This window comes from Pandoraea sp., from assembly GCF_041919235.1.
Taxonomy (GTDB): Bacteria; Pseudomonadota; Gammaproteobacteria; order Burkholderiales; family Burkholderiaceae; genus Pandoraea.
The window spans coordinates 81,725-103,053 of sequence record NZ_JAYRUC010000004.1; the positions used below are offsets into that span (position 1 = coordinate 81,725).

The following is a 21,329-nucleotide window of genomic DNA, read 5'->3' on the forward strand; positions in this document are numbered from 1 at the left end:
CCGGCATGGGCCGACGCCCGCTGGCGGATGCCGCGCCAAGCGGCATGGATCGTGGGCGTCGCGCGGCATCGCGTTGCGCGAATTCGCCGCTACGGGGAAATTTCTCGGACATTGCCCCGTTTTTGCGACGCGCTGCCGCTGAGAGCGTGGTGCGCAAACCGACGCGGGCGGCGTGCGGTTTTTCAATTTGGGCGTGAAGCGCGCCGGGTTGCAGGTCTTGCCATGCGTTGCACAAACGCGACAGTGTCCGGTCCGCCGACGCAGGTCGCCCGGACGACGTCAAAAAAGCAACAAAAAAGGCATGTCTGGAAGGACATGCCTTTGGCAAACCGATCGACCCGAAATATCTGACGTGCCGCCACCGCGCGGCATCGGGCCGGTCGTGCAGCCCGATCAGTCGCCGAACAGCTTTTGGCGCAGTTCTCGGCGCTCCTGCGCTTCGAGCGACAGGGTCGCCGTCGGGCGCGCGAGCAGACGCGGAACGCCGATCGGCTCGCCGGTCTCTTCACACCATCCATACTCGCCCGAATCGATGCGGGCCAGCGACTGCTGCACTTTTTTCAGCAGCTTGCGCTCGCGATCACGGGTACGCAGCTCAAGCGCGTGCTCCTCTTCGATCGTGGCGCGGTCGGCCGGATCCGGAACGAGAATGGTTTCGCGCAGATTCTCGGTGGTTTGACCGGCGTTACGCAAAATATCAGCTTGCAGATTTTCCAGACGATCCTTGAAGAAGGCGAGTTGATCTTCATTCATGTAGTCCTTCTCGCCCATCTTCAGAATTTCGGCCTCAGTCAAAAGTCTTTTCTTGCTCATGGGTTTACGTGGCGTCTCTTTCGGATAGTCCGGTGATGCCCCTGCAGCGGGTGGGGCATCTTGCTTACCGGCGATGCCGCGGGCGGCTTCTTGGGTTACGTTCCTGCCGGACGATCCGGTCGCCCCCTTTCTGGCGGCGGCCTTTTCGCCCGTCTTCGAATTGCCTGTTGGAGCATGCTTGACACCCGCATCCGGCGCCGGCTCTGACCGGCGCGTGGGGCGTGCGGTGGCAGTCTTGCGAGAGGCGGTAGCCATGGCGGTGCTCCCTGCCGACCCGCCGGCATGCCGCGTCAGTTCGCTGGCGGCAGTCCCGGTGGGCAGCTATTGTAACCGAATCGTTCAACAGCCTCGGTTAAGGGGTTTCCCGTTGACCGGTTCGGCAGTCCCGCTCAGACCAGACAGCGTTCCAGCCCTTGCAGGATGATGTCTTTCGGCAGCTCGGCACCGATGAACACCATCTTGGTGTTCGGCGTCTCGCCGGGTTGCCATTTCGCGCCCACGTCGCTGCCCATCATCTGGTGCACGCCCTGGAACACGACCCGGCGGTCGATGCCGCGCATGTTTAATACACCTTTATAACGCAATAAGCGTTCGCCGTACACCTGTAGGATGCTCCCGAGGAAATCCTCCAGCTTGGCCGCATCGAATGGCTTCTCGCTGCGGAAGACGAACGACTTGATGGCATCGTCGTGATGGGCATGGTGCGGGTGAGCGTGCCCGTGGCCGTGCCCTTCATGGGCGCACTCGCCATGATCGTGGTCGCAGTGCGAATGATCGTGGCCGTGGTGGTCATGGTCATGGTCATGCGAAGGCCCGTCGGCCGCGAGAAAGTCCGGGTCGATGTCGAGCTTGTCGTTCAGGTTGAAGCCGTGGATGTCGAAGATCTGCTTGAGATCGGCCTGGCCGAAGTCGACCACCTGCTGCGGCGCGCGCGGGTTCATATGCGTGAGGCGATGCTTCAGGTCGTCCAGCGCCTCGGGGGTGACCAGATCGGCCTTGGTGATGAACAGGCGATCGGCAAAGCCCACCTGGCGCTGCACCACTTCGTGCTGATCGAGCTGTTGCGGGCCATGCTTGGCGTCGACCAGCGTAATGATGGCGTCGAGCCGATAGGTGTCGGCAACCTCGTCGTCCATGAAGAAGGTCTGCGCCACCGGGCCGGGGTTGGCCAGGCCGGTCGTCTCGATGACCACGCGGTCGAACTGGATCGTGCCCGCATCGCGCTGGCTGTTCAGGTCGGACAGCGCCTGCACCAGATCGCCACGGATCGTGCAGCAGATGCAGCCGTTGCTCATCTGCACGATCTGTTCGGCGTTGTCCTGCACGAGGATGTCGTTATCGATGTTCTCTTCACCGAACTCATTTTCGATGACGGCGATCTTCATGCCGTGCGCTTCGGTCAGGATGCGCTTGAGCAGCGTGGTTTTCCCGCTGCCGAGAAAGCCAGTCAGGATGGTGACGGGGGTCATGAATGAATGTCCTGTTGTGAAGCGGCGTACCCAATGCCGCCTGAATGTCACTCACTGTACCCGAGGAAACAAAAAGCGGCTTGGAACGCGTTAGTTGGGGGCGCCCGCGCACTGCGCGCAGGTGCCGTGAATCATCAGCTCGACCTGCTCGCCCACAAAACCCCGGGGCAGGCGCTTGAGTTCGCGCTCACTTAATTGGGGATGCTGGGGCCAATCGTCAAGACAGAAGGTCCGATGACAGCGTACACACCGGAAATGACCGTGTTGCGTGTGCGGACGAGGCGACGCGGCGCGTTGCGGGTCGACATGCTCGGCCATGACGAAGCGGAAGATCCGGTCGTCGCCCGCCTGCTTGATCGCCCAGCCCTGCGCAACCAGCCAGTCGAGCACGCGGTAAGCCGTGACGCGGTCCAGCGGATCGGCGTCGGTGGCGAGATCGGCGAGCACTTCCTGATGCGTGAGCGGCCGGCCGGCCTTGAGCAGCAGCGCCAGCACACGGACACGTCCCGAGGTAACGCGACCCGACTGCTCCTGCAAACTCGCGCGGGCGGCTTCCAGATAAGGTTGAAGTTGAGTAAGGCTCATGAATCGATTTAAGCACAGCACCGCCACCGCTGCAACCGAGTTGCAAAAGTGCGCGCCACCGGGCGAGGGCCGGAGACGGCGGGCGGGCGATCATCGGGAGTGACCCGAGAATGACCCAGGCGCGACCCAGCGTGACCGATAGGCGACCGAAAGTAACCGGAAGTGGCCCGGCAATGCGTCATACAATTGTCACAAAAACCGCCCCTCGCCATGTCGCCCACCGCTCTTGCCCTCGTCGTCACCGCCGCCTTTCTGCACGCCGCCTGGAATTTCCTCGCGAAACGCATCGACACGAGCGAAGGGGGCGGCCCACAGCTCGTCTTCCTTTATGCGCTGCTCACCGTCGTGCTGTATACGCCGCTGGCGCTGTTCGTGTTGATCGGCTCGCACGCGGCTTGGCCGAATGCCATTGGCTGGGCGGTCATCGCTACGAGCGCACTGTTGCACTATGGCTACACACTGGTCTTGCAGCGCGGCTATCGCGTGGGCGACCTGTCGGTCGTCTACCCCCTCGCACGCGGCACCGGGCCACTGCTCTCGTCGCTGGGCGCCATCGTATTGCTCGGGGAACGTCCGGGCTGGCTGGCGCTCTTCGGCATCGGGCTCGTGGTGGGCGGCGTACTGATCATCGCCGGCGGCGAGCGCCTGTTCCGGCGTGGCAGCATGCACGCGGGTGCCGGCTGGGGCGTGCTTACGGGCGGATTCATCGCGGCGTACACGCTGGCCGATGCCTACGCCATCCGCACCCTGCTGCTCGCACCGTTCGTTTATTACTACCTGGAGAATGTGCTGCGGGTGGTGCTCTCGGCACCGATCGCCTGCTCGCGCCCTGCCCGCATGGCCACGCTCTGGCAAGCGAACTGGCGCAAGATCGTACTGATCTCGCTGATTTCGCCGATGTCCTATTTCCTGATTCTCACGGCACTGAAGTACGCACCGGTGACGCATGTCGCCCCGGCACGCGAGATGTCGATGATGATCGCCGCGCTGCTGGGCGTGCGCCTGCTGGGCGAAGGCGAGATGCACCGCCGCGTGGGCGGTGCGGTGTTGATCGCCTTGGGTGTGGTCGCGCTGACGCTGGGGTGATCCCCTCAATAGCAAGCGCTTACATACGCTGCAACCAAAGTCCCTTCAGGTATTCTCCTTCGGGGAATTGGGTCAGCATCGGATGATCCATGCCGGCCGAGAGACGGCGCAGAATGCGCGCGTCCACACCGGCATCGACGGCCGCGCTCGCCACGATCTTCTGGAACAGATCCGCGTCGATTGCCCCCGAGCACGAGTACGTGAGCAACTGGCCCCCCGGGCGCAGCAGCTTGAAGCCCGCCATGTTGATGTCCTTGTAGGCTCGGGCGGCGCGGTCCACATGATGGGCAGACGGCGCGAACTTGGGCGGATCGAGCACGATCATGTCGAACACACGCCCCTCGTCGCGCAGCGCGCGCAGGGTCTTGAAGACGTCGGCATCGCGCCACTCGGCGCGCGAGGCGTCGAAGCCATTGAGTTCGACATTGCGCGCGCCGATGGCCAATGCGTCGCCCGACGAGTCGATGGACAACACGCTTTGCGCCCCACCCGCCAGCGCCGCCAGCGAAAAGCCGCCGGTGTAGCAGAAACAGTTGAGCACGTCGCGGCCCTTGGCCTGCTGCTGCACCAGCAGACGGTTGTCGCGCTGGTCGACGTAAAAGCCGGTCTTGTGCCCGTTGCGTACGTCGACGTAATACTGCACGCCGCACTCGTAGGTCGCGAGGAACGCCGGCGCTTCGGGCGGCTCGGCCCCGGCCAGCACTCCGGTGATACTCGGCAGGCCTTCGCGCTCACGCACGGCGGCGTCGGAGCGCTCGTACACGTTGGGGCAGCCGGTCGCGCCGACGAGGGCGCGTGTGATCGCCTCCTTCCAGGCTTCCACGCCTGCCGCCATGAACTGGCAGACGAGTTGATCCGTCACCGGCGCACCCGGCACTTCGGACGCGCTTCGGTACCGGTCGACGATCAGGCCGGGCAGGCCGTCCGCCTCGCCGAAGATCACACGCGTTGCGCCCGTGTCGTGCACCATCTGCTCGCGATAGGCAAGGGCGGCGGACACGCGACGCTTGAAGAACGCATGATCGACGGGCTCGTTCTCGTCGAACGTCCACACGCGTGCGCGGATGGCCGACACCGGGCTGAACGCCGCGCGCGCAAGAAAGCGGCCGTCGGCGGCGCGCACCACGACCGTCGCGCCGGAAGCCGGCTTGCCGTCCACACGCGCCACGGCGGTGGCGTAAATCCAGGGGTGGCGGCGCAGCAAGGACTTTTCTTTGCCGGGCTTGAGGGTCAAGGTATTCATGAGGAACGGGCCAGCGGTTACCTACAGGGTGGCGGCAAGTCGCGCGGCATGGGCGGCGGAGCGCCACACGCGGGCGATGTCCGGCAGACGGACAACCGACGGGACTTGCTTGGGAAGGACGCGATTCTACACCGAGTCGCGCCCTCGACCGCAAAGCTCAGGTCTTCTTGCGCGAGCGCGGATGCGCCTGATCGTAGACCTTCGCAAGATGCTGAAAGTCGAGCTTGGTGTAGATCTGCGTCGTCGAAATATTGCTGTGACCCAGCATCTCCTGCACGGCGCGCAGGTCGCCCGACGATTGCAAGACATGCGTGGCGAACGAGTGACGCAACATGTGCGGGTGGACGTGTGTCGGCAGCCCGGCCGCCAACGCATGGCGCGCCAGCCCTTGCTGTACGGCGCGCGCCCCGATGCGACGGCCGCGCGCCGACAGGAAAAGCGCGTGCGGCTCCGCCGTCGCCAGTGCCGCACGCACGCTCAGCCAAAGGCCGAGCGCCTGCGCCGCCTTCTCGCCCACGGGCACGCGACGTCGCTTGTTTCCCTTACCGGTCACGACCACCTCGCGTTCGGACAAATCCAGCCAACTCGCGGAACGGTAGCCGTCGGCCTCGACATAACGATGGTCGAGGCTCGTCAGCTCCGACAGACGCAAGCCCGATGAGTACAGCAGCTCGAACATCGCCCGATCGCGCACCGCTTCGGCAGACGTGCCGGACGAAAACTCGACGAGCGCCGACGCCTGATCGGGTGACAGCGCCTTCGGCAACGGTTTGGGCTGCTTTGGCGCACGCACGCCTTCCACGGGATTGGCCGCCAGCGGCGTGCGCTGGGCGAGCCACGCGAAATAGCCACGCCAGGCAGAGAGCTTGCGCGCAATCGAGCGGCCGACCAGGCCCTCGCTGTGCAACTGCATGACAAAGCGACGAATGTCGCCGTGTTCGAGCGATTCGAGTGACTCCAGCGAGCGTGCGCGCGCCATGCGCTGCAACTGGCGCAAGTCGCGGGTGTAATTCTCGAGGGTGAGGCGAGCGAGCTTGCGTTCGCTGGCGAGCGACGTGAGATAGCTGCGGATCCCCGGCTCGAGCGGCGTGTCGTCGTCCGATGCCGTCGCGGCCCTGGGTTGGCGCGCGCGATCCGGCGAGATGCCGCCGGACCGGGCTTTGGATACCGTTGCTCGGGCCGGATGTGGCGATCGGGGCGATCGGGGCGACGTGGCCATAAGGCGCGGTGGGGGGAGAGGCGTCAGATCGTCATGGACCCGACGCGCTTCAATCGTTCGCGCGCAGCTTGCCGAGGGCCGCCCCGGCCAACTCACCGATCTGCGTGAGGAAGTCGGTCGCCATGCCTTCATGGAAGCGACGCGCATCGTCCGAACCCATGACGAGCAGGCCGAAGACCGGACCATCCGTCTCTTGCGGATCGCGCAGCGCCAGCAACGCGACCGAGGCCGGATCGCTCGGGGCACCCAGCCAGGTCACCGCCTCGAACCCGGTATTGGCGCCGCAATAGGGCGTGGCGAGGCTCGATGCGAAGATTTTCACCTCTTCGCTCACGCTGCGGGCGAACTCGGCGGGTTGATACGGCGCCGCGACATTCCACAGGCGAACTGCGGCGAAGGGGACATTGAAAACGTCACGCAGACCGCGAGCGATCGCTTCGGGCAACGCATGCGGATCGCGCTCACCGAGCAGGCCGAGGTTCCAGCGGTGCAGCTTGCCCGAGATGTCGTCGTTTTCGTGGCCGTAGCGCATCAGCTCGGCGAGGCGTCGCTCGATCTGCTTGGTCTTCTCGCGCTGCATCTCGATCTGGCGCTCTTGCAGCGACACTGCGCGCTGTCCGTGCGGGCTGGTGAGCCGCACGCCGGCCAGCAATTCGGCATGGCGCTCGAAGAAGTCGGGGTGCGCGATCAGGTATTCCGCAATATCTCGGTCGTTCATGAGTGTCCGTCTGCTGTTCGTCAACGGCCGCCGGGCCTCTGAGCACAAGGGTCGTCGGCGCCCGCCTGGGTCGCTAAATCAGAATCCGTCAGAAACCAAAATCGTACTGTCTTGCTACCGGGGCCGGCCGGCTTGGAAGGCCACGACTGACGTTCGGCGTCAGATCTCGATCGTGCCTTCAAAGACCGTTACGGCGGGCCCCGTCATGATGACCGGGCCGCTTGCGCCGTCCCAGTCGATGGTGAGCGTGCCGCCGTGCGTCTCGACGGCCACGGGCGAAGCCAGCAGCCCGCGGCGGATGCCGGCCACGGCTGCCGCGCAGGCGCCGGTGCCGCAGGCGAGCGTCTCGCCCGCACCGCGCTCGTACACGCGCAAACGCGCCCGATGCGGGTCCACCACTTGCAGGAAGCCGGCATTCACACGCCGCGGGAAGCGGGCGTGACGCTCGATCATCGGGCCGTGCGTCTCGACCGGTGCGGTATCGACGTCGTCCACGACTTGCACGGCATGCGGATTGCCCATCGAGACGACGGAAATCCACGTCGTCTCGCCGGCCACGTCGAGCGGCCAGAGCGTATCGTTGCCCTCGCGGCGGCCTTCCAGACCGCTGGCGTCGAACGGTACGTCAGACGCCGTGAGGATCGGTGCCCCCATATCCACGCTGACCTGACCGTCGTCGCGCATGGTGAGCGTGATGACGCCCTGCTGAACCTCGACGCGCACCGTACGCTTGTCGGTAAGCCCTGTGTCGCGCACGAACTTGACGAAGCACCGCGCACCGTTGCCGCAATGTTCCACCTCGCCGCCGTCGGCGTTGAAAATGCGATAGCGGAAGTCCACGCCGGGTTGTGTCGAGCGTTCGACGAGCAAGAGCTGATCCGCGCCGACGCCGAAATGGCGGTCGGCGAGCGCACGCCACTGTTCGGGCGTGAAATCGATGGCCTGCGAGATGCCGTCTATCACGACGAAGTCGTTTCCGGCGCCCTGCATCTTGGTGAATTTGAGCTTCATGCCGCTATTGTAGTGGAGAAGGTCGACGCGCATCCGATGCCGGTCAATACACACCCGGCTCGCCGGGCGGGCGCGTCTTGAAGCGCTTGTGCACCCAGTAGTACTGCTCCGGCATCTTGAGAATCTGCTCTTCGAGGAACGCGTTCATTCGGCGTGCGTCGGCGTTGGGGTCGCCGCTCGGATAGTTTTCCCACACAGGGAACACCTTCAGGCGGTAGCCCTTGTAGTTCGGCAGTACCTCGCCGATGAACGGCAGGATCTGCGCCCGGCCGACTTCGGCGAGGCGAGAAACGGATGTCAGCGTGCAGGTCTGAACACCGAAGAACGGCACGAACGTGGAGTTTCGCGCCCCGTAGTCCATGTCGGCCGCCAGCATGACGGGCTTGCCTTTGCGGAACATGCGTAGCACGTCGCGGGCGCTGTCGCCGCGCGCGATCATTTCTGCGTCGAAGCGTCCGCGCTGCTCGCGGGCCATGGCGTCGAACGCCGGGTTCGACATCGGCGTATAGAGCGACGCGCACGGCCGGTGCAGCGAATAATTGATGAATATCGAGCCGGCCTCGATGCCCACGAAGTGGAATCCGAGCAGAATCGTCGGCGGCATGTCCGGGGCCAGCAGGTCGACCGCCGAGTCGAGTTCGATCAGCCGCTCGAGCTTCTTTCCGTCGGCAAACCATTGCACGCTGCGCTCGGCATAGCTGCGAATCGCATGCACGAACGAGGCCTTGGCGACGCGCTCGCGCGTGGCTTCGTCCCAATGCGGGAAACACAGCCGCAAATTGGTGTGCACGACCCGCTTTCGGGCGCTCGGAATCAGGTACAGCACTTGACCGACGCCCGCGCCAAAGCGCGCGACCCAGCTATAAGGCAGCAGGTTGAGCGCCCGCAACAGACCGACGCTCAGGTAGTACCCGAGGGATTTCTTGGGAGTGGTTGCCATGTCGCAAGCAAGATTTCTTCAGGGGCGTATAATAATCGACATCGCCGAGTTAACTGACAACTTGCGGGGCGATTCGAATGTGCCACCCTATCCTGGCAGCGCATTCGACCAATTTTCCGCTAAAGCGTCGCCGCTTCCCCTCCGATGACGGCTACGTGAGTCGCCAAATTCGTTTAGAGGAGCCAGAAGTGGCGAACGACTATCTCTTTACCTCCGAATCGGTTTCCGAAGGTCACCCGGACAAGGTTGCCGACCAGATTTCGGACGCCGTTCTCGACGCCATCCTGAAGCAGGACAAGCACGCACGCGTTGCCGCCGAAACGCTTTGCAACACGGGGCTCGTCGTGCTGGCCGGTGAAATTACCACCTTCGCCACGGTCGATTACCAGCAAGTCGCACGCGACACCATCCGCCGCATTGGCTACGACAATACCGACTACGGTATCGACTACAAGGGTTGCGCCGTGCTGGTCGCCTACGACCGTCAGTCGCCCGACATTGCCCAGGGCGTGGACCGCGCGCATGACGACAACCTCGACCAGGGGGCTGGCGACCAGGGCCTGATGTTCGGCTACGCCTGCGACGAAACGCCGGAACTCATGCCGCTGCCGATCTATCTGTCGCACCGCCTCGTCGAGCGGCAGTCGCAGGTGCGCCGTGATGGCCGTCTGCCGTGGCTGCGCCCGGACGCCAAGTCGCAAGTCACCATCAAGTACGAAAACGGCCGCCCGCACAGCATCGACACCGTCGTGCTCTCGACGCAGCACCATCCGGACATCGCGCTGGAAGCCCTGCGTGAAGCCGTGATCGAAGAGGTCATCAAGCCGGTGCTGCCGGCCGACCTGATCAAGGGCGAGATCAAGTTCCTGGTGAACCCGACCGGCCGTTTCGTGATCGGTGGCCCGCAGGGCGATGCCGGCCTCACGGGCCGCAAGATCATCGTCGACACCTACGGCGGCGCCGCGCCGCACGGCGGTGGCGCGTTCTCGGGCAAGGACCCGTCGAAGGTCGACCGCTCGGCAGCCTACGCCGGGCGTTACGTCGCGAAGAACATCGTGGCTGCCGGTCTGGCGTCGAAGTGCGTGATTCAGGTCTCGTACGCCATCGGCGTGGCGCGTCCGACATCGGTCATGGTCAATACCTTCGGCACCGGCAAGATCAGCGATCAGCGCATTGCCGAGCTGGTCGAGAAGCACTTCGATCTGCGTCCGAAGGGCATTATCCAGATGCTCGACCTGCTGCGTCCGATCTACGAGAAGACGGCCGCCTATGGTCACTTCGGCCGTGAAGAGCCGGAATTCTCGTGGGAAGCGACCGACCGTGCCGACGCCCTGCTGGCCGACGCCGGCCTGCGCGCCGTGGCCTGATCCCGGCATCGCCTGTACGACGGCCATCGGTCTCGACCGCTGGCCGTCAAACGAAACCCCCGCTCGGGTCGAACCGGCGGGGGTTTTGTTTTATCGAGCCCCCGGATGCCGAACGCCGGACTTCAGCGCAGCAATTGCCGGATCATCGCGGCAAATACTTTGCCGTAGGGCGGATTGAGCAGCCCGGCGCCGTTCCAGCGCGCCTGCCGGAAGATCGGCTTCTCCTTCGAGAACGTACGAAAGCCCGCTTCGCCGTGGTACCCGCCCATCCCCGACGCCCCCACGCCACCGAACGGCAGCGCGTGCTCGGCAACGTGCAGCAGCGTGTCGTTGATCGTCACGCCACCGGAAATCGTGCCGTCGATCACGCGGCCAATGCGCGCGTTGTCGGTATCGAACACGTAAAGGGCGAGCGGACGCGGGCGCTCGTTGACGTAGGCAATGGCCGCATCCAGATCGTCGTAGGGCACCACGGGCAACAGCGGCCCGAAAATCTCCTCGCGCATCACGCGCATGCCGTCGTGCACGCCGGTGAGCACCACGGGCGGCAAACGTCTGCGTGATGCCTGCGCTGGCGCGTCGAAGAGTGCGTGCGATGTGGCGCCCTGTGCGGTGGCCTCACCCGCCAGCCCCGACAGCCGATCGAAATGCCGCGCCGACACGATGCTCGTGTACTGTGGATTGTTCACGGCGTCCGGGTACAGACGTGCGGCCACTTGGCGCGCCGTTGTCACGAAGGCGTCGAGCTTTTCGCGCGGCACGAGCACATAGTCGGGCGCCACGCAGGTCTGTCCCGCGTTGACCAGCTTGCCGAGCATGACCCGCTCCACGGCGTGTTCCCACCGCGCCCCCGGACCGATGATCGCAGGCGACTTGCCACCGAGCTCGAGCGTTACCGGCGTGAGGTGCTCGCTCGCCGCACGCATCACGTGATGGCCAATCGACGTCGCCCCCGTAAACAACAGATGATCGAACGGCAGTGTCGAGAACGCGCGCGCGACCTGTGCATCGCCGGTCACCACCGTCACCCAATCCGGCGGGAAGGTCTCGCTCACCGCGCCCGCGAATACTTCGGCGAAACGCGGCGTAACCTCCGAGACCTTGATCATCACCCGATTGCCCGCCGCCAGCGCATCGGTGAGCGGCCCGACGGCGAGAAACAGAGGGTAATTCCACGGCACGATCACGCCCACGACCCCCAGCGGCTGCGGCACCAGCGCCCGTCGCGCGGGCAACAACCACAGATTCGCCCAGCCGCGCGAGCCCCGCATCCAGCCACGCGTATGCGCGAGCGCATGCTTCAGGTTGCCGTGTGACGGGAACAGTTCGAGCATGTCCGTTTCCTGTGCCGAGCGTCCGCCGAAATCCTCATCGATGGCGCGGGCGAACGGCTCCCGAAACTTGTGCAGCATCGCTTGCAGCGCCTTGAGGTGACGCTTGCGCGTTGGCCAGTCGACTTGCGGCGAAGCATCGTGAGCCTGTCGCATCGCTTCGAAGCGAGGCATCAGCAACGTGCGCGCGAGATCGTCGTCGTGCGCCGATCCGTCAACGGCCGACGATGCCGGCACCGCCTCATGCAAACTGTCCAACTCATGGTTGAATCCCATGTCTTCTCCTCCCTTGGGTCGCTGGCAGCACGCGTGAGTGCTGCACAGCGCCGTCGATATGTCGTTATGCGTTATGCGAGAAATGCCCGGTCGAGCCAGGCGCGTTGCACAGCCACCGGGAGCGAATCCGGCAAGACACCGTAGACCCGCCCGCCGCTCGTCGAGAATCGGCTCTCGATGAAGCCGTGCGCCAATTCGGACGGCGCATGCTCAAGCAACAAGGCCGCCTGAGCGAGCAAGACAATCTGCTGTGCGATGGTGCGCGCGCGCACGGCGTGGGTCGGCGCAGCGCCGGCCAGCCAGCCATGCACCTGTGCGAGTGCAGCGCGCAGCGTGGCATGCGAGCCCGTGCGTTCGGCGAGCCATTGAAACCAGCATTGTGCGACGTCGGGTTCACGGCTCATGGCGCGCAACACATCGAGACACATCACGTTGCCAGACCCTTCCCAGATCGAGTTGACCGGCGCCTCGCGATACAGCCGCGCCAGCGGCCCCGTCTCGACGTACCCGTTGCCGCCCCACACCTCCATGCACTCACCTGCAAGTTCGAGCGCGCGCTTGCACACCCAGAACTTCGCCGCAGGCAGCACAATGCGTCGCCACGCACGCTCGATGGGCGAATCGTCGTCAGACGCATTCGCATCGAACGCCCGGGCAAGTCGCATCGCCAGCCACGTCGCCGCCTCCGATTCCAGCGCCAGGTCCGCGAGCACCGTCGTCATCAGATCCTGATCGATGAGCTTCGCACCAAACGCCGAGCGATGCCGCGCGTGGTGAATCGCCTGCACGACGCCCGTGCGCATCATCGCCGCACTGCCGATCACGCAGTCGAGCCGCGTGTAGGTCGCCATCTCGATGATCGTTGGAATGCCACGCCCGGGCGCGCCGACGCGCGTGCCGTAGGCCCCCTGCAATTCGACTTCGCTGCTCGCGTTGGATCGATTGCCGAGTTTGTCCTTGAGACGCTGAATCTGCACCGCGTTCTTGCGGCCGTCCGGTGCATAGCGTGGCACGAAGAAACAGGAAAGCGCATCGCTGTCGCTGTCTCGCGCGAGCACCAGATGCGCGTCGCTCTGCGGCGCGGAGAAGAACCACTTGTGACCCACGAGCGAGAACGCGCCGTCGCCGCAATCGGTCGCCGTGGTGGTGTTGGTCCGCACGTCCGAGCCACCCTGCTTTTCCGTCATCCCCATGCCGATGAGCATGGCGTGCTTCTGCGCGAACGGCACGTCGCGCGGGTCGTGCTGCGGCGCGAGCAACTTGTCCTTGATCGACGCGAAGCGCGCAGGGTCCTTGGCGAGCACGGGAATGCTGGCGAACGTCATGGTGGTGGGACACAACGCGCCCGCTTCGTTCTGCGCGTGAAGAAAATACGACGCCGTACGCGCCGCCATCACACCGGCACGCGGATGCGCCCATGGCAGCGATTGCAGTTGTGCACCGCGCAACAGGTGCATCAGGGCATGCCACGCCGGATGGAATTCGACGTGATCGATGCGATTCCCTTGAGGATCGAACGATTGCAGTTCCGGCGCGTGACGATTGGCCGCCTCCGCCCACTGTTGAACCTCCGCTTCGCCGAGTCGAGCCCCCTGGCGATGTAGCGCCTTGGCGTGCCAGTCCGCGTCGAAGGCCGCAACAGCGGCCTGCAGCGCCGCATCGGTCGCGTAGAGGTTGTAATCCGTGAGCGGCGGCACCTGATTGGTGACGTCGTGGGTCTGCCAGACTTCAGTCATCCGTGTCTCCGTATGCCCACATGCTCATCGAACCATCGGCTCATCGGCTCATAGGTCGTATTGGACGGTCACGCCAAGTGGATCATTTCATCATAGCGGCTAGGCTCGTGCGCTTGCACAAATTAGAGGAATGCTTCACTTCCCCCCCGGACACAGGGAATCTCTGCCTACAATGAGTGCCGCTGCAAAGTGCCGCCCATGAGGCGTGCACCGTGCAGCGCGGCACAAGAAAAAAAGCGTAGAACGCTTGGTAGAAGACAAAGAACAAGACGTCAAGAAAGCCATTGATGCAGTGCCCATCCAAGGGAGGATGACAGCATGGACTACGACTACATCATCGTCGGCGGTGGCTCGGCCGGCTGCGCGCTGGCCGCGCGATTGGCCGACGGTGCGCCGGGCTGCACGGTCGCGCTCATCGAAGCGGGCCCGCCCGACGACAGCTTCCTCATACGGCTGCCGCTCGGTCTCGCCGCATTGGTGCCGTTTCGCTCGCGCCGCAACTACGCCTATCGCACGACGCCGCAGCAGGGATTGGCGGGCCGTCAAGGCTATCAGCCGCGCGGACGCGGTCTGGGCGGCTCGAGTTCGATCAACGCCATGATTTACACGCGCGGCCATCCGGACGATTACAACGCGTGGGCGCAGGCTGGCTGCACCGGCTGGGGATGGGACGATGTGCTGCCGTACTTCCGCCGCAATGAAAACAACGAGCGCGGCGCCAACGCGTGGCACGGCACCGGCGGTCCGCTCAATGTTGCCGATCTGCGCACGGTCAATCCGTTCTCGCAGCATTATGTCGACGCGGCACGCGAAGCCGGGTTTCCGGTCAGCGACGACTTCAACGGCCCGCAATACGAAGGCGCGGGCGTCTATCAGGTGACGCAAAAGGACGGGCAGCGCTGGAATGCCGCGCGCGCTTATCTGCATGGGAAATCGCGGGCGAATCTCCATGTCGTCACCGATGCGCTCGTGCAGCGCATTGTCTTCGATGGCAAACGGGCGACCGGCATCAAACTGCAACGGCGAGGCGCGTTGGAGACAATGCACGCCCGCGCGGAAGTCGTGCTCAGCGCCGGGGCATTCAATTCGCCGCAGTTGCTGATGTGTTCGGGAATCGGTCCTGCCGAGCATCTGCGCGCGCATGGATTGGAGGTTCGCGTGGATGCGCCGGGGGTCGGCGAGAACCTGCAGGATCACATCGACTTCATCATCAACAAGTACGTCGCGCATCGCGATCTGGTCGGCTACACGCCCGCAGGGTTGTGGCATCTGCTCACGCAGGGGCTGGACTATCTGCGCGCGCGGCGCGGCCTGTTCGCCAGTAACGTGGCCGAGGCGGGCGGGTTCCTCAAGAGCGATCCGTCACTCGCCCTCCCCGATTTGCAGATGCACTTTCTGGTGGGCATCTGCGACGACCACAATCGTCGCCTGCACCTGCGGCGCGGCCTGTCGTTGCACGCGTGCGTGCTGCGTCCCAAAAGCCGCGGACGCGTGACGCTGGCGAGCGCCGACATGCGCGACGCGCCGCAGATCGACCCGGCCTTTCTGCAGGCGCAGGAAGACGTCGACACATTGCTGCGCGGCGTGCGCGTGATTCGCCGGATTCTCGCGGCGCCCTCGCTCGCGCGGTTCGGCGGCGAGGAGTTGCACAGTCGGGGCGTCGAGTCCGACGAAGCGCTCACGGCGCTGATCCGTGCGCGCGCCGACACCATCTATCACCCGGTCGGCACATGCCGCATGGGTAGCGATGCGGCGTCGGTCGTCGACACGGAACTGAAGGTGCGCGGCGTGGAGGGCTTGCGCGTGGTCGATGCGTCGATCATGCCCACGCTTATCGGCGGCAATACCAACGCCCCCTCGATGATGATCGGTGAAAAAGCCGCAGACCTGATATTGGCACGCACTTCGGTGCCGACGCCGCGCATGGAACCGTCGCCAGCGGACGCCGCAGCGCAACGCTCTGCGACGCCGTTAGCCGCCCGGGCGCAGCCACAGGTCCAGTAGCGGCTCGCCCCACAGCAGGCTCGCCAGCGCCCCCAAACTCAACCACGGACCGAACGGCAGCGGCTCGCGCAACGCGCGGCCGCGCCACACGGCAAATGCGGCGAAGGCGAGCGTCGCTGCCACTGCGCCGAACGCCAGCATCAGCGGAACGCCGATCCAGCCCAGCCAGGCGCCACACGCAGCGACGAGCTTGGCGTCGCCGCCGCCGAGCCCGTCTTCGCCGGTCAGCGCCCGATATGCCCCCGCAATCGCCCCCATGACGCCGTAACCCAACGCGGCGCCGAGCACGGCTTGATCGATGGGCAGTGTCAGGCCTGCCACGCTGCACAGCAAGCCCGCCCACAGCAGCGGCAATGTCAGTGCATCGGGTAACAATCGCTGATCGATATCGATCAGCGTGAGCGCCAGCAACGTCGCCCCGAAACCGCACCATGCGAACATCGTGAGAAATTGCATCGACGGCGCGAACGTCCACGCGACGCTCGCGAACATGACGCCCACCGCCAGTTCGACGAGCGGATAGCGCAGGGAGATGGCCGCGCGGCAATGCGCGCATCGCCCGCGCAGGAATGCGAAGCTCAATACCGGGAAATTGTGGCGCGCCGCAATGCGCGCCTCGCAACGCGGGCAGTGCGACGGCGGCCACGCGAGGTTGAACGCAGGCGTGACCGGTGGCACCTCATCGGCCCACGCGGCGGCCTCGCGCGACCACTGCGCCTCCAGCATGCGCGGCAGCCGGCACACGACGACGTTCAGAAAGCTGCCCACGAGCAGACCCAACATCGCCATGGCCGCAACGACAACCTCACGCGGCAACGCCCGAAACGCATATCCAAGCGTATCGATCAGGGATGACATCGTCAGAACATCGACTCCGCGTATTCGCCAGCCGCATGGCCGATCTGCAGCATGCCGCCCACGGTGAAGATAATCGTCAGACCGACCAGCGCCATCAGCACCGAGCGCAGCATGGCAGAGCGGATCTTGATACGCTCCGCGACTTCTTCGATGGTCATCAGGCCGATCTTGCGAATACCGGCGTCGAAATTGCTGCGCCCCGAGTATTCGACCAGACGATCGAAGACCTCCTCATTGAAGATGCCGGTGTCCATCGCCTTGACCATGCTTCGCTCGCTCTTGAGCGACGCACGCATGCGCAACAGGTGAGAACGCATCCAGGGCGAGGCGCCAGCGAGCATCAGCGAAATGGCGTCGAACACCGACGTCTTGGCACCCGTGAGCGCGGCCAGCGCCACGAGGAACTCGCCTGCGCGCACGTCGCGATACACGGCGTAAGGGCCGAAATTGTCGACGCGTCGCCGCAGCGGCCCGGTCCATCGGCTCAGCGATAGCGAAATCGCCACCACCGCCAAGACCGGCACGCCGTAGAGCAACGGCCACCAATTCGCCACGAAGCCCGACACGATATACAGCCCCGCGCCCACGAGTGGAAACAGCTCTGGCGGCATGATCTCGGTCATGATGGGCATCATGCCGTAGGCCACGCCCAACTGGATCGCGGCGAGCAGCACCGACATGAAGATCGGCAGCACCACGGCCCCGGCGATCGCCGCGCGTGTCTGCTGCTGCAGAGTGACCACACGCGCCAGAAAGCGCAGCGTGCCCGCCAGATCGCCCTTCTCTCCGGCGGAAATCACGATCAGATCTTCGTCGGGAATCGTACCCTGCCACGACTTTCTCAGATTCTTCGAGCTCGCGCGGTCACGCCAGATGGCATAGAGCGGCGCCATCGGGCTGCGCCGCTCCTTGGCACGTGCATATCGACGTGAGAAAAGCTCGAACGGATTGGCACCGTCCTCGATGGCATCGGCAAAGTCGCTATAGAACTTCGCCCGCATCTTGCGAAAGTAGCGTTTCGCTCGACTCAGGCCCGGATACGGTTCACGCGCAGGAGACAGTTTGGCAAGCAGACGATTGGCGGCTTCGAGCATAGGAAATTGAGCTGCGTAATTGAGCTGCGGTTCAGACAAATTTCATGACGATGAGTTACACACTCGCGAGACGACGCGGCGGCTGAGGCGACGTTGAGCCCCCTTTCCATATCTGGAACTTCTTGAGCTTATAGAAAGCGGCTTCGATATCGAGCGGGTCGACGCGCCCTTGCGACATCTTGTAGATCGCATGTTCCATCGCCGATTTTCCGTACATGACAGGACTCGTGAGATCCCCATCGTGATGGGCTCGCCAGTACCGCTGCGCGTCCCAGAACTTCGACTGACGCAGCAGATCCAGCAATTCGTCGTTCAACTCGCACACCTCGGCCACGACCGTCTGCCCCGCTGTGCCCCGGCCCTTGCAGTGCTCACACCCCGGCCCCGCCACGCGTACACGCGCCGTATCGATGCCAAGGTCGCCGATGACGCGCAACGTCGTGTCAGGCAGTTGCCCGGCAGCCGGCAGTTTGCAGTGATCGCACAACACCGGAATGAGCTTCTGGTACACCATCGCGGTGAGAAAGTTCGGTGAGGTCACAGCCGAGACCGGCATGCCGATTTCGTCGCTGACCAGACGCGGAATAATGCCGAAGGCGCTCGACGCGTGCACGGTCGAGAGCACCTGGTGGCCGGTCTCGGTCATCGATTTCGCGAAGGACCCCGTCTCGACGTCGCGGATCTCGCCCGGCATCAGCTTGTCCGGGTCGCCACGCAGCAGCACCTTTGCCGCAGCACCGAACGCCGATTCGCCGTGACCGTCCTCGGCGCGCCGCTGAATCGGTATTTGCGTCACATGCGGCTGGATATACTCGACCGGATCCTCGATGGAGAAGAATTTCTTACCGGCGTCGCGCTCGTACATCATCATGGTGCGCAATGTCGTCGATTTTCCCGAGCCGGTCTCGCCCGCGATGATGGTCAGACCGGGGCTGCGATGCACGGCGTTCTCCAACACTTCGACCTGATCGTCGGAATAGCCGAGTTCGGCAAGCGACATCACATCGTCGTCCACGGCTTCGTTGACGAGCAGCCGCAAAACGACATCGACGCCGCGATTCTCCTTGATGCTCTGCAAGCGCAATTGATACTTGCGATTGCGCAGGTTAAGGGGAATCGAGCAACTCTGATGCTGATCCTCGTCGAAGTGATTGTGACTTCGGCTACTGGGGTCGGCGCGCGAATTGTAGGCCGCCGAGACGGCGTCGAGCATCGCATGGTAGTCGCGCGACAGGCGATCCAGCTCGCTTGTCGCGCGCAGCTTGCCGTGAATGCGCATGCGCACGCGCACATGATGGCCTTCGCGAAATTCGAAATGAATGTCGGAGGCACCCGCATCGATGGCGCGCTCGATGATCAGATCGAAGTTTCGATAGGCTCCGGTGCGCTGCTCCTCGGTTCGTGCTCCCGCGTCGCCCTGCTGCTGCAGCCGCGACTGCATGAGCAGTATCTCTTCCGTCGTACCGACGTAGACACCTTCGAGATCGAGCCGGTGCGTCGCCCGCACCGCCTGTTCGAAGCGAGCGAGCAGGTCGGAGCCCTGCATGCGCACAAACGTCGTGTGCTCGAGCAGCACCAGAAACAGACGCGGCTTGATGGCCACGAGCACCAGCGAGCCGTTTTCTGCGCCTGCCAGCGTGATTCCGAGATCCTGACGCCAGCCCTGCGTCTGAATATCTTCGATGCGAAGGTCGGCAATGGGGCGTGCAACGGTACCGCCGCGCGAGTTGACGCGCGAGAACGCCGCCTGAAATCGATCAGAAATCTTCGCCATTGCGCCGCCCCGAAGCACCCAGTCTTGCACTGTTCGCCTGGACCGGCCCCATCGCATTGGGCAGGAGCAGGCGACTTGGCTTGCCGCCTCGCGCCACGTCCACGAAGTCGCTGCCGATCTTCACGACCTGCCAGTCGCCGAACCGGTCGCCGTCGCTTACGCTGTAGCCGAACCGGCCATCGACGCGCAGATAGGCGACCGTGGTGTCGTCGACGCCGTGAATGAAGAGCAACTCGGGCGGCACCTCGGACTTCGCGCCCTTCGCTGACGACGACCCAGCGCCGTTCGTCCCATTCGTCCCGTTCGACGAGTCTGCGGCCTCCTGAGAGGACTTGAGGTGAGCGCGCGCAAAGGTATCGATCGTCTCTTCGGCGCGCACCGACATGACCGGCACCGACAGCGATGCGATGACGGCCATCGCGAGCCATACCGTCGGACGAAGCTTAATGAACATAGTAGGTTCCTTGAGCGGAGAAGACAGGTTTGGTGTCGTCGATCACGATCTTCAACTCGTGCAACGACATGTTGCCGGCACGCATCATCAGGCCGGCGACGGAATCGACGAACGCCAGATGCCCAGCCATCTTCCACTCCCCCTTGGCGATCGGCGGCGGTACGTCGTTGCGCGAGGTCACCGAGGCAGGTGCGTTGACCAGGGGTTGGGCCATCGTGAGCGAGATATCCATGCCGTAGTCGCCAAGCGATTGCAGACGGGCGCCCGCCGTGCGCAGAAACTGCGTGCGCGGCACGGGCGTCACCCGCGCATCGCCATCGTCGTACTCGTCTTCGTCATTGTCATCGCCGGGGCCCTCGGCGGCGCCCGGGGCCGCCGTCGCTGCGGCCTGCTTCGGCACTGGCGGGCGGGTGTCGGGCGGCGTCATGGATTCCGTGGCGTTATCAAGGTCGACGATCTGGGCATTCGGCCGCTGGGAGAGGAGCAGATCGAATGTGCCGCCTTCCTGGCGACGCCACTGAATCTCGCAGCGATTGACGTCGCACTCGATGGCAGCGGGACGCCATCCGCCCGCGCTCGCCGGCAATGTCTGAATCGCGTACTGCAGGCGTCGCGCAAACGACGCGCCTGCCGCGAAGGGCTCCGCGGCAATCGCCCGTGCCAGCGCCTGTTTGTAGGCGTCGACGGGATCGACCCGGTTGGCGGCCGCAAGCTTCGCCTTCTGCATGTCGTCATACCAGGTCCACCCCCACCAGCCGGCGCCCGCGAGAAGCGAGAGCGCGACGAGCGAGATAGCGGCGACTTTCAGTTGCCGCGCCGGCAACGGCCTGCGCACCGCTTGCAGACGCGCCTCGCCCAGCGGCTCCTCGCGCACGTGCTTTGCGATGTCGTCGAGCGTGAGCGCCACGTCGGCGCTGCGGCAATTCGGCGGTGCGATGCCGACGGTCTTGATCCCGCCGTCGATCTCCGCGGCCCATTGCTCCAGCCTTGCCGGCACTTCGGAGGCCGGTATCACCAGATCCAGTTCCGGACGGTGATCACGCAAGGTGAGGAAGAGCGTTGTCGAGGGATCGTCGGGATCCGCATGCACGAATGCGACGTTCGGTCCGTCGACCATCGCCCCCAGCACGGCGCCCAACGCATAGTGATGGGCTGCGCCTTGCGCATTGACGCCGGTGTCGATCGCAAACAGTCCGACGGTGCGCGTGCCGGCACCGTCGTCGGCAACGGCGAAGTGCGACGCATCGCGGCTCCTGGCGAGACCGCGAATTTCTGTCGGCTCCTTCTGAAGGCCGATCAACGTCTCCCACTGCGCGCCGACCACGAGCTGGTTGGACAATATGCGTGTCAT

Annotated in this window: 18 protein-coding genes; 3 read left to right on the forward strand and 15 right to left on the reverse strand. The window is 64.5% G+C overall.

Annotated elements, in window-relative coordinates; all coding sequences use genetic code 11:
* Positions 1 to 393: 393 nt before the first annotated feature.
* From dksA to ACE3UG_RS04380, 3 genes are all read right to left on the reverse strand, one after another.
* Positions 394 to 813, reverse strand: a complete 420-nt coding sequence (gene dksA / locus ACE3UG_RS04370; RefSeq protein WP_374620457.1) for an RNA polymerase-binding protein DksA — start codon at positions 811 to 813, stop codon at positions 394 to 396.
* 389 nt (positions 814 to 1,202) lie between these two features.
* Positions 1,203 to 2,282 (reverse strand): GTP-binding protein, encoded by a 1,080-nt coding sequence (locus tag ACE3UG_RS04375; protein WP_374620167.1) that lies wholly within the window; start codon positions 2,280 to 2,282, stop codon positions 1,203 to 1,205.
* Between the two features lie 90 nt (positions 2,283 to 2,372).
* Positions 2,373 to 2,867: a Fur family transcriptional regulator gene (locus ACE3UG_RS04380; protein ID WP_374620169.1), complete on the reverse strand. Its 495-nt coding sequence runs from the start codon at positions 2,865 to 2,867 to the stop codon at positions 2,373 to 2,375.
* 210 nt (positions 2,868 to 3,077) lie between these two features.
* Here ACE3UG_RS04380 and ACE3UG_RS04385 point away from each other — a divergent pair, with 210 nt between their 5' ends.
* Positions 3,078 to 3,953, forward strand: a complete 876-nt coding sequence (locus ACE3UG_RS04385; protein WP_374620172.1) for an EamA family transporter — start codon at positions 3,078 to 3,080, stop codon at positions 3,951 to 3,953.
* A gap of 19 nt (positions 3,954 to 3,972) precedes the next feature.
* Here the strand turns inward: ACE3UG_RS04385 and ACE3UG_RS04390 are convergent, their stop codons facing one another.
* The 5 genes from ACE3UG_RS04390 to ACE3UG_RS04410 form a co-directional block, all read right to left on the reverse strand.
* Positions 3,973 to 5,196, reverse strand: a complete 1,224-nt coding sequence (locus ACE3UG_RS04390; protein WP_374620174.1) for a class I SAM-dependent rRNA methyltransferase — start codon at positions 5,194 to 5,196, stop codon at positions 3,973 to 3,975.
* A 157-nt stretch (positions 5,197 to 5,353) separates the two neighbouring features.
* Positions 5,354 to 6,415, reverse strand: coding sequence for a tyrosine recombinase XerC (xerC, locus tag ACE3UG_RS04395; protein WP_374620177.1), 1,062 nt, complete (start codon positions 6,413 to 6,415; stop codon positions 5,354 to 5,356).
* A gap of 49 nt (positions 6,416 to 6,464) precedes the next feature.
* A complete protein-coding gene (locus ACE3UG_RS04400) occupies positions 6,465 to 7,133 on the reverse strand; it encodes a DUF484 family protein (protein WP_374620180.1) in 669 nt (222 codons plus the stop codon).
* Positions 7,134 to 7,292: 159 nt separating this feature from the next.
* Positions 7,293 to 8,144, reverse strand: coding sequence for a diaminopimelate epimerase (dapF, locus tag ACE3UG_RS04405; protein ID WP_374620183.1), 852 nt, complete (start codon positions 8,142 to 8,144; stop codon positions 7,293 to 7,295).
* A 43-nt stretch (positions 8,145 to 8,187) separates the two neighbouring features.
* Entirely contained in the window at positions 8,188 to 9,084 is an 897-nt protein-coding gene (locus tag ACE3UG_RS04410) for a lipid A biosynthesis lauroyl acyltransferase (RefSeq protein WP_374620186.1), read from the reverse strand.
* A 188-nt stretch (positions 9,085 to 9,272) separates the two neighbouring features.
* Between ACE3UG_RS04410 and metK the strand changes: the two genes are divergently transcribed.
* Positions 9,273 to 10,451, forward strand: coding sequence for a methionine adenosyltransferase (gene metK, locus ACE3UG_RS04415; RefSeq protein ID WP_374620189.1), 1,179 nt, complete (start codon positions 9,273 to 9,275; stop codon positions 10,449 to 10,451).
* A gap of 122 nt (positions 10,452 to 10,573) precedes the next feature.
* On the opposite strand, the gene ACE3UG_RS04420 is transcribed toward metK, so the two are convergent.
* The gene (locus tag ACE3UG_RS04420; RefSeq protein ID WP_374620192.1) at positions 10,574 to 12,058 is read right to left on the reverse strand and encodes a coniferyl aldehyde dehydrogenase; all 1,485 of its coding nucleotides are present in this window, start codon (positions 12,056 to 12,058) and stop codon (positions 10,574 to 10,576) included.
* 71 nt (positions 12,059 to 12,129) lie between these two features.
* Positions 12,130 to 13,794 (reverse strand): isovaleryl-CoA dehydrogenase, encoded by a 1,665-nt coding sequence (locus ACE3UG_RS04425; protein ID WP_374620194.1) that lies wholly within the window; start codon positions 13,792 to 13,794, stop codon positions 12,130 to 12,132.
* Between the two features lie 318 nt (positions 13,795 to 14,112).
* Here ACE3UG_RS04425 and ACE3UG_RS04430 point away from each other — a divergent pair, with 318 nt between their 5' ends.
* On the forward strand, positions 14,113 to 15,798 hold the full coding sequence (locus tag ACE3UG_RS04430) for a GMC family oxidoreductase (protein WP_374620197.1): 1,686 nt from the start codon (positions 14,113 to 14,115) through the stop codon (positions 15,796 to 15,798).
* On the opposite strand, the gene ACE3UG_RS04435 is transcribed toward ACE3UG_RS04430, so the two are convergent.
* From ACE3UG_RS04435 to pilO2, 5 genes are read right to left on the reverse strand one after another with little or no spacing between them, the layout of a single operon-like run.
* Positions 15,766 to 16,656: an A24 family peptidase gene (locus ACE3UG_RS04435; RefSeq protein WP_374620200.1), complete on the reverse strand. Its 891-nt coding sequence runs from the start codon at positions 16,654 to 16,656 to the stop codon at positions 15,766 to 15,768. The genes ACE3UG_RS04430 and ACE3UG_RS04435 overlap by 33 nt on opposite strands.
* A gap of 2 nt (positions 16,657 to 16,658) precedes the next feature.
* Positions 16,659 to 17,750 carry a type II secretion system F family protein gene (locus ACE3UG_RS04440; RefSeq protein ID WP_374620203.1) on the reverse strand — a complete coding sequence of 364 codons (1,092 nt, stop codon included), beginning with the start codon at positions 17,748 to 17,750 and terminating at the stop codon, positions 16,659 to 16,661.
* A gap of 55 nt (positions 17,751 to 17,805) precedes the next feature.
* Positions 17,806 to 19,524, reverse strand: coding sequence for a GspE/PulE family protein (locus tag ACE3UG_RS04445; protein ID WP_374620205.1), 1,719 nt, complete (start codon positions 19,522 to 19,524; stop codon positions 17,806 to 17,808).
* The gene (locus ACE3UG_RS04450; RefSeq protein ID WP_374620208.1) at positions 19,508 to 19,978 is read right to left on the reverse strand and encodes a hypothetical protein; all 471 of its coding nucleotides are present in this window, start codon (positions 19,976 to 19,978) and stop codon (positions 19,508 to 19,510) included. The genes ACE3UG_RS04445 and ACE3UG_RS04450 overlap by 17 nt, the downstream gene beginning before the upstream one ends.
* On the reverse strand, positions 19,968 to 21,329 hold the full coding sequence (gene pilO2 / locus ACE3UG_RS04455; protein WP_374620211.1) for a type 4b pilus protein PilO2: 1,362 nt from the start codon (positions 21,327 to 21,329) through the stop codon (positions 19,968 to 19,970). The genes ACE3UG_RS04450 and pilO2 overlap by 11 nt, the downstream gene beginning before the upstream one ends.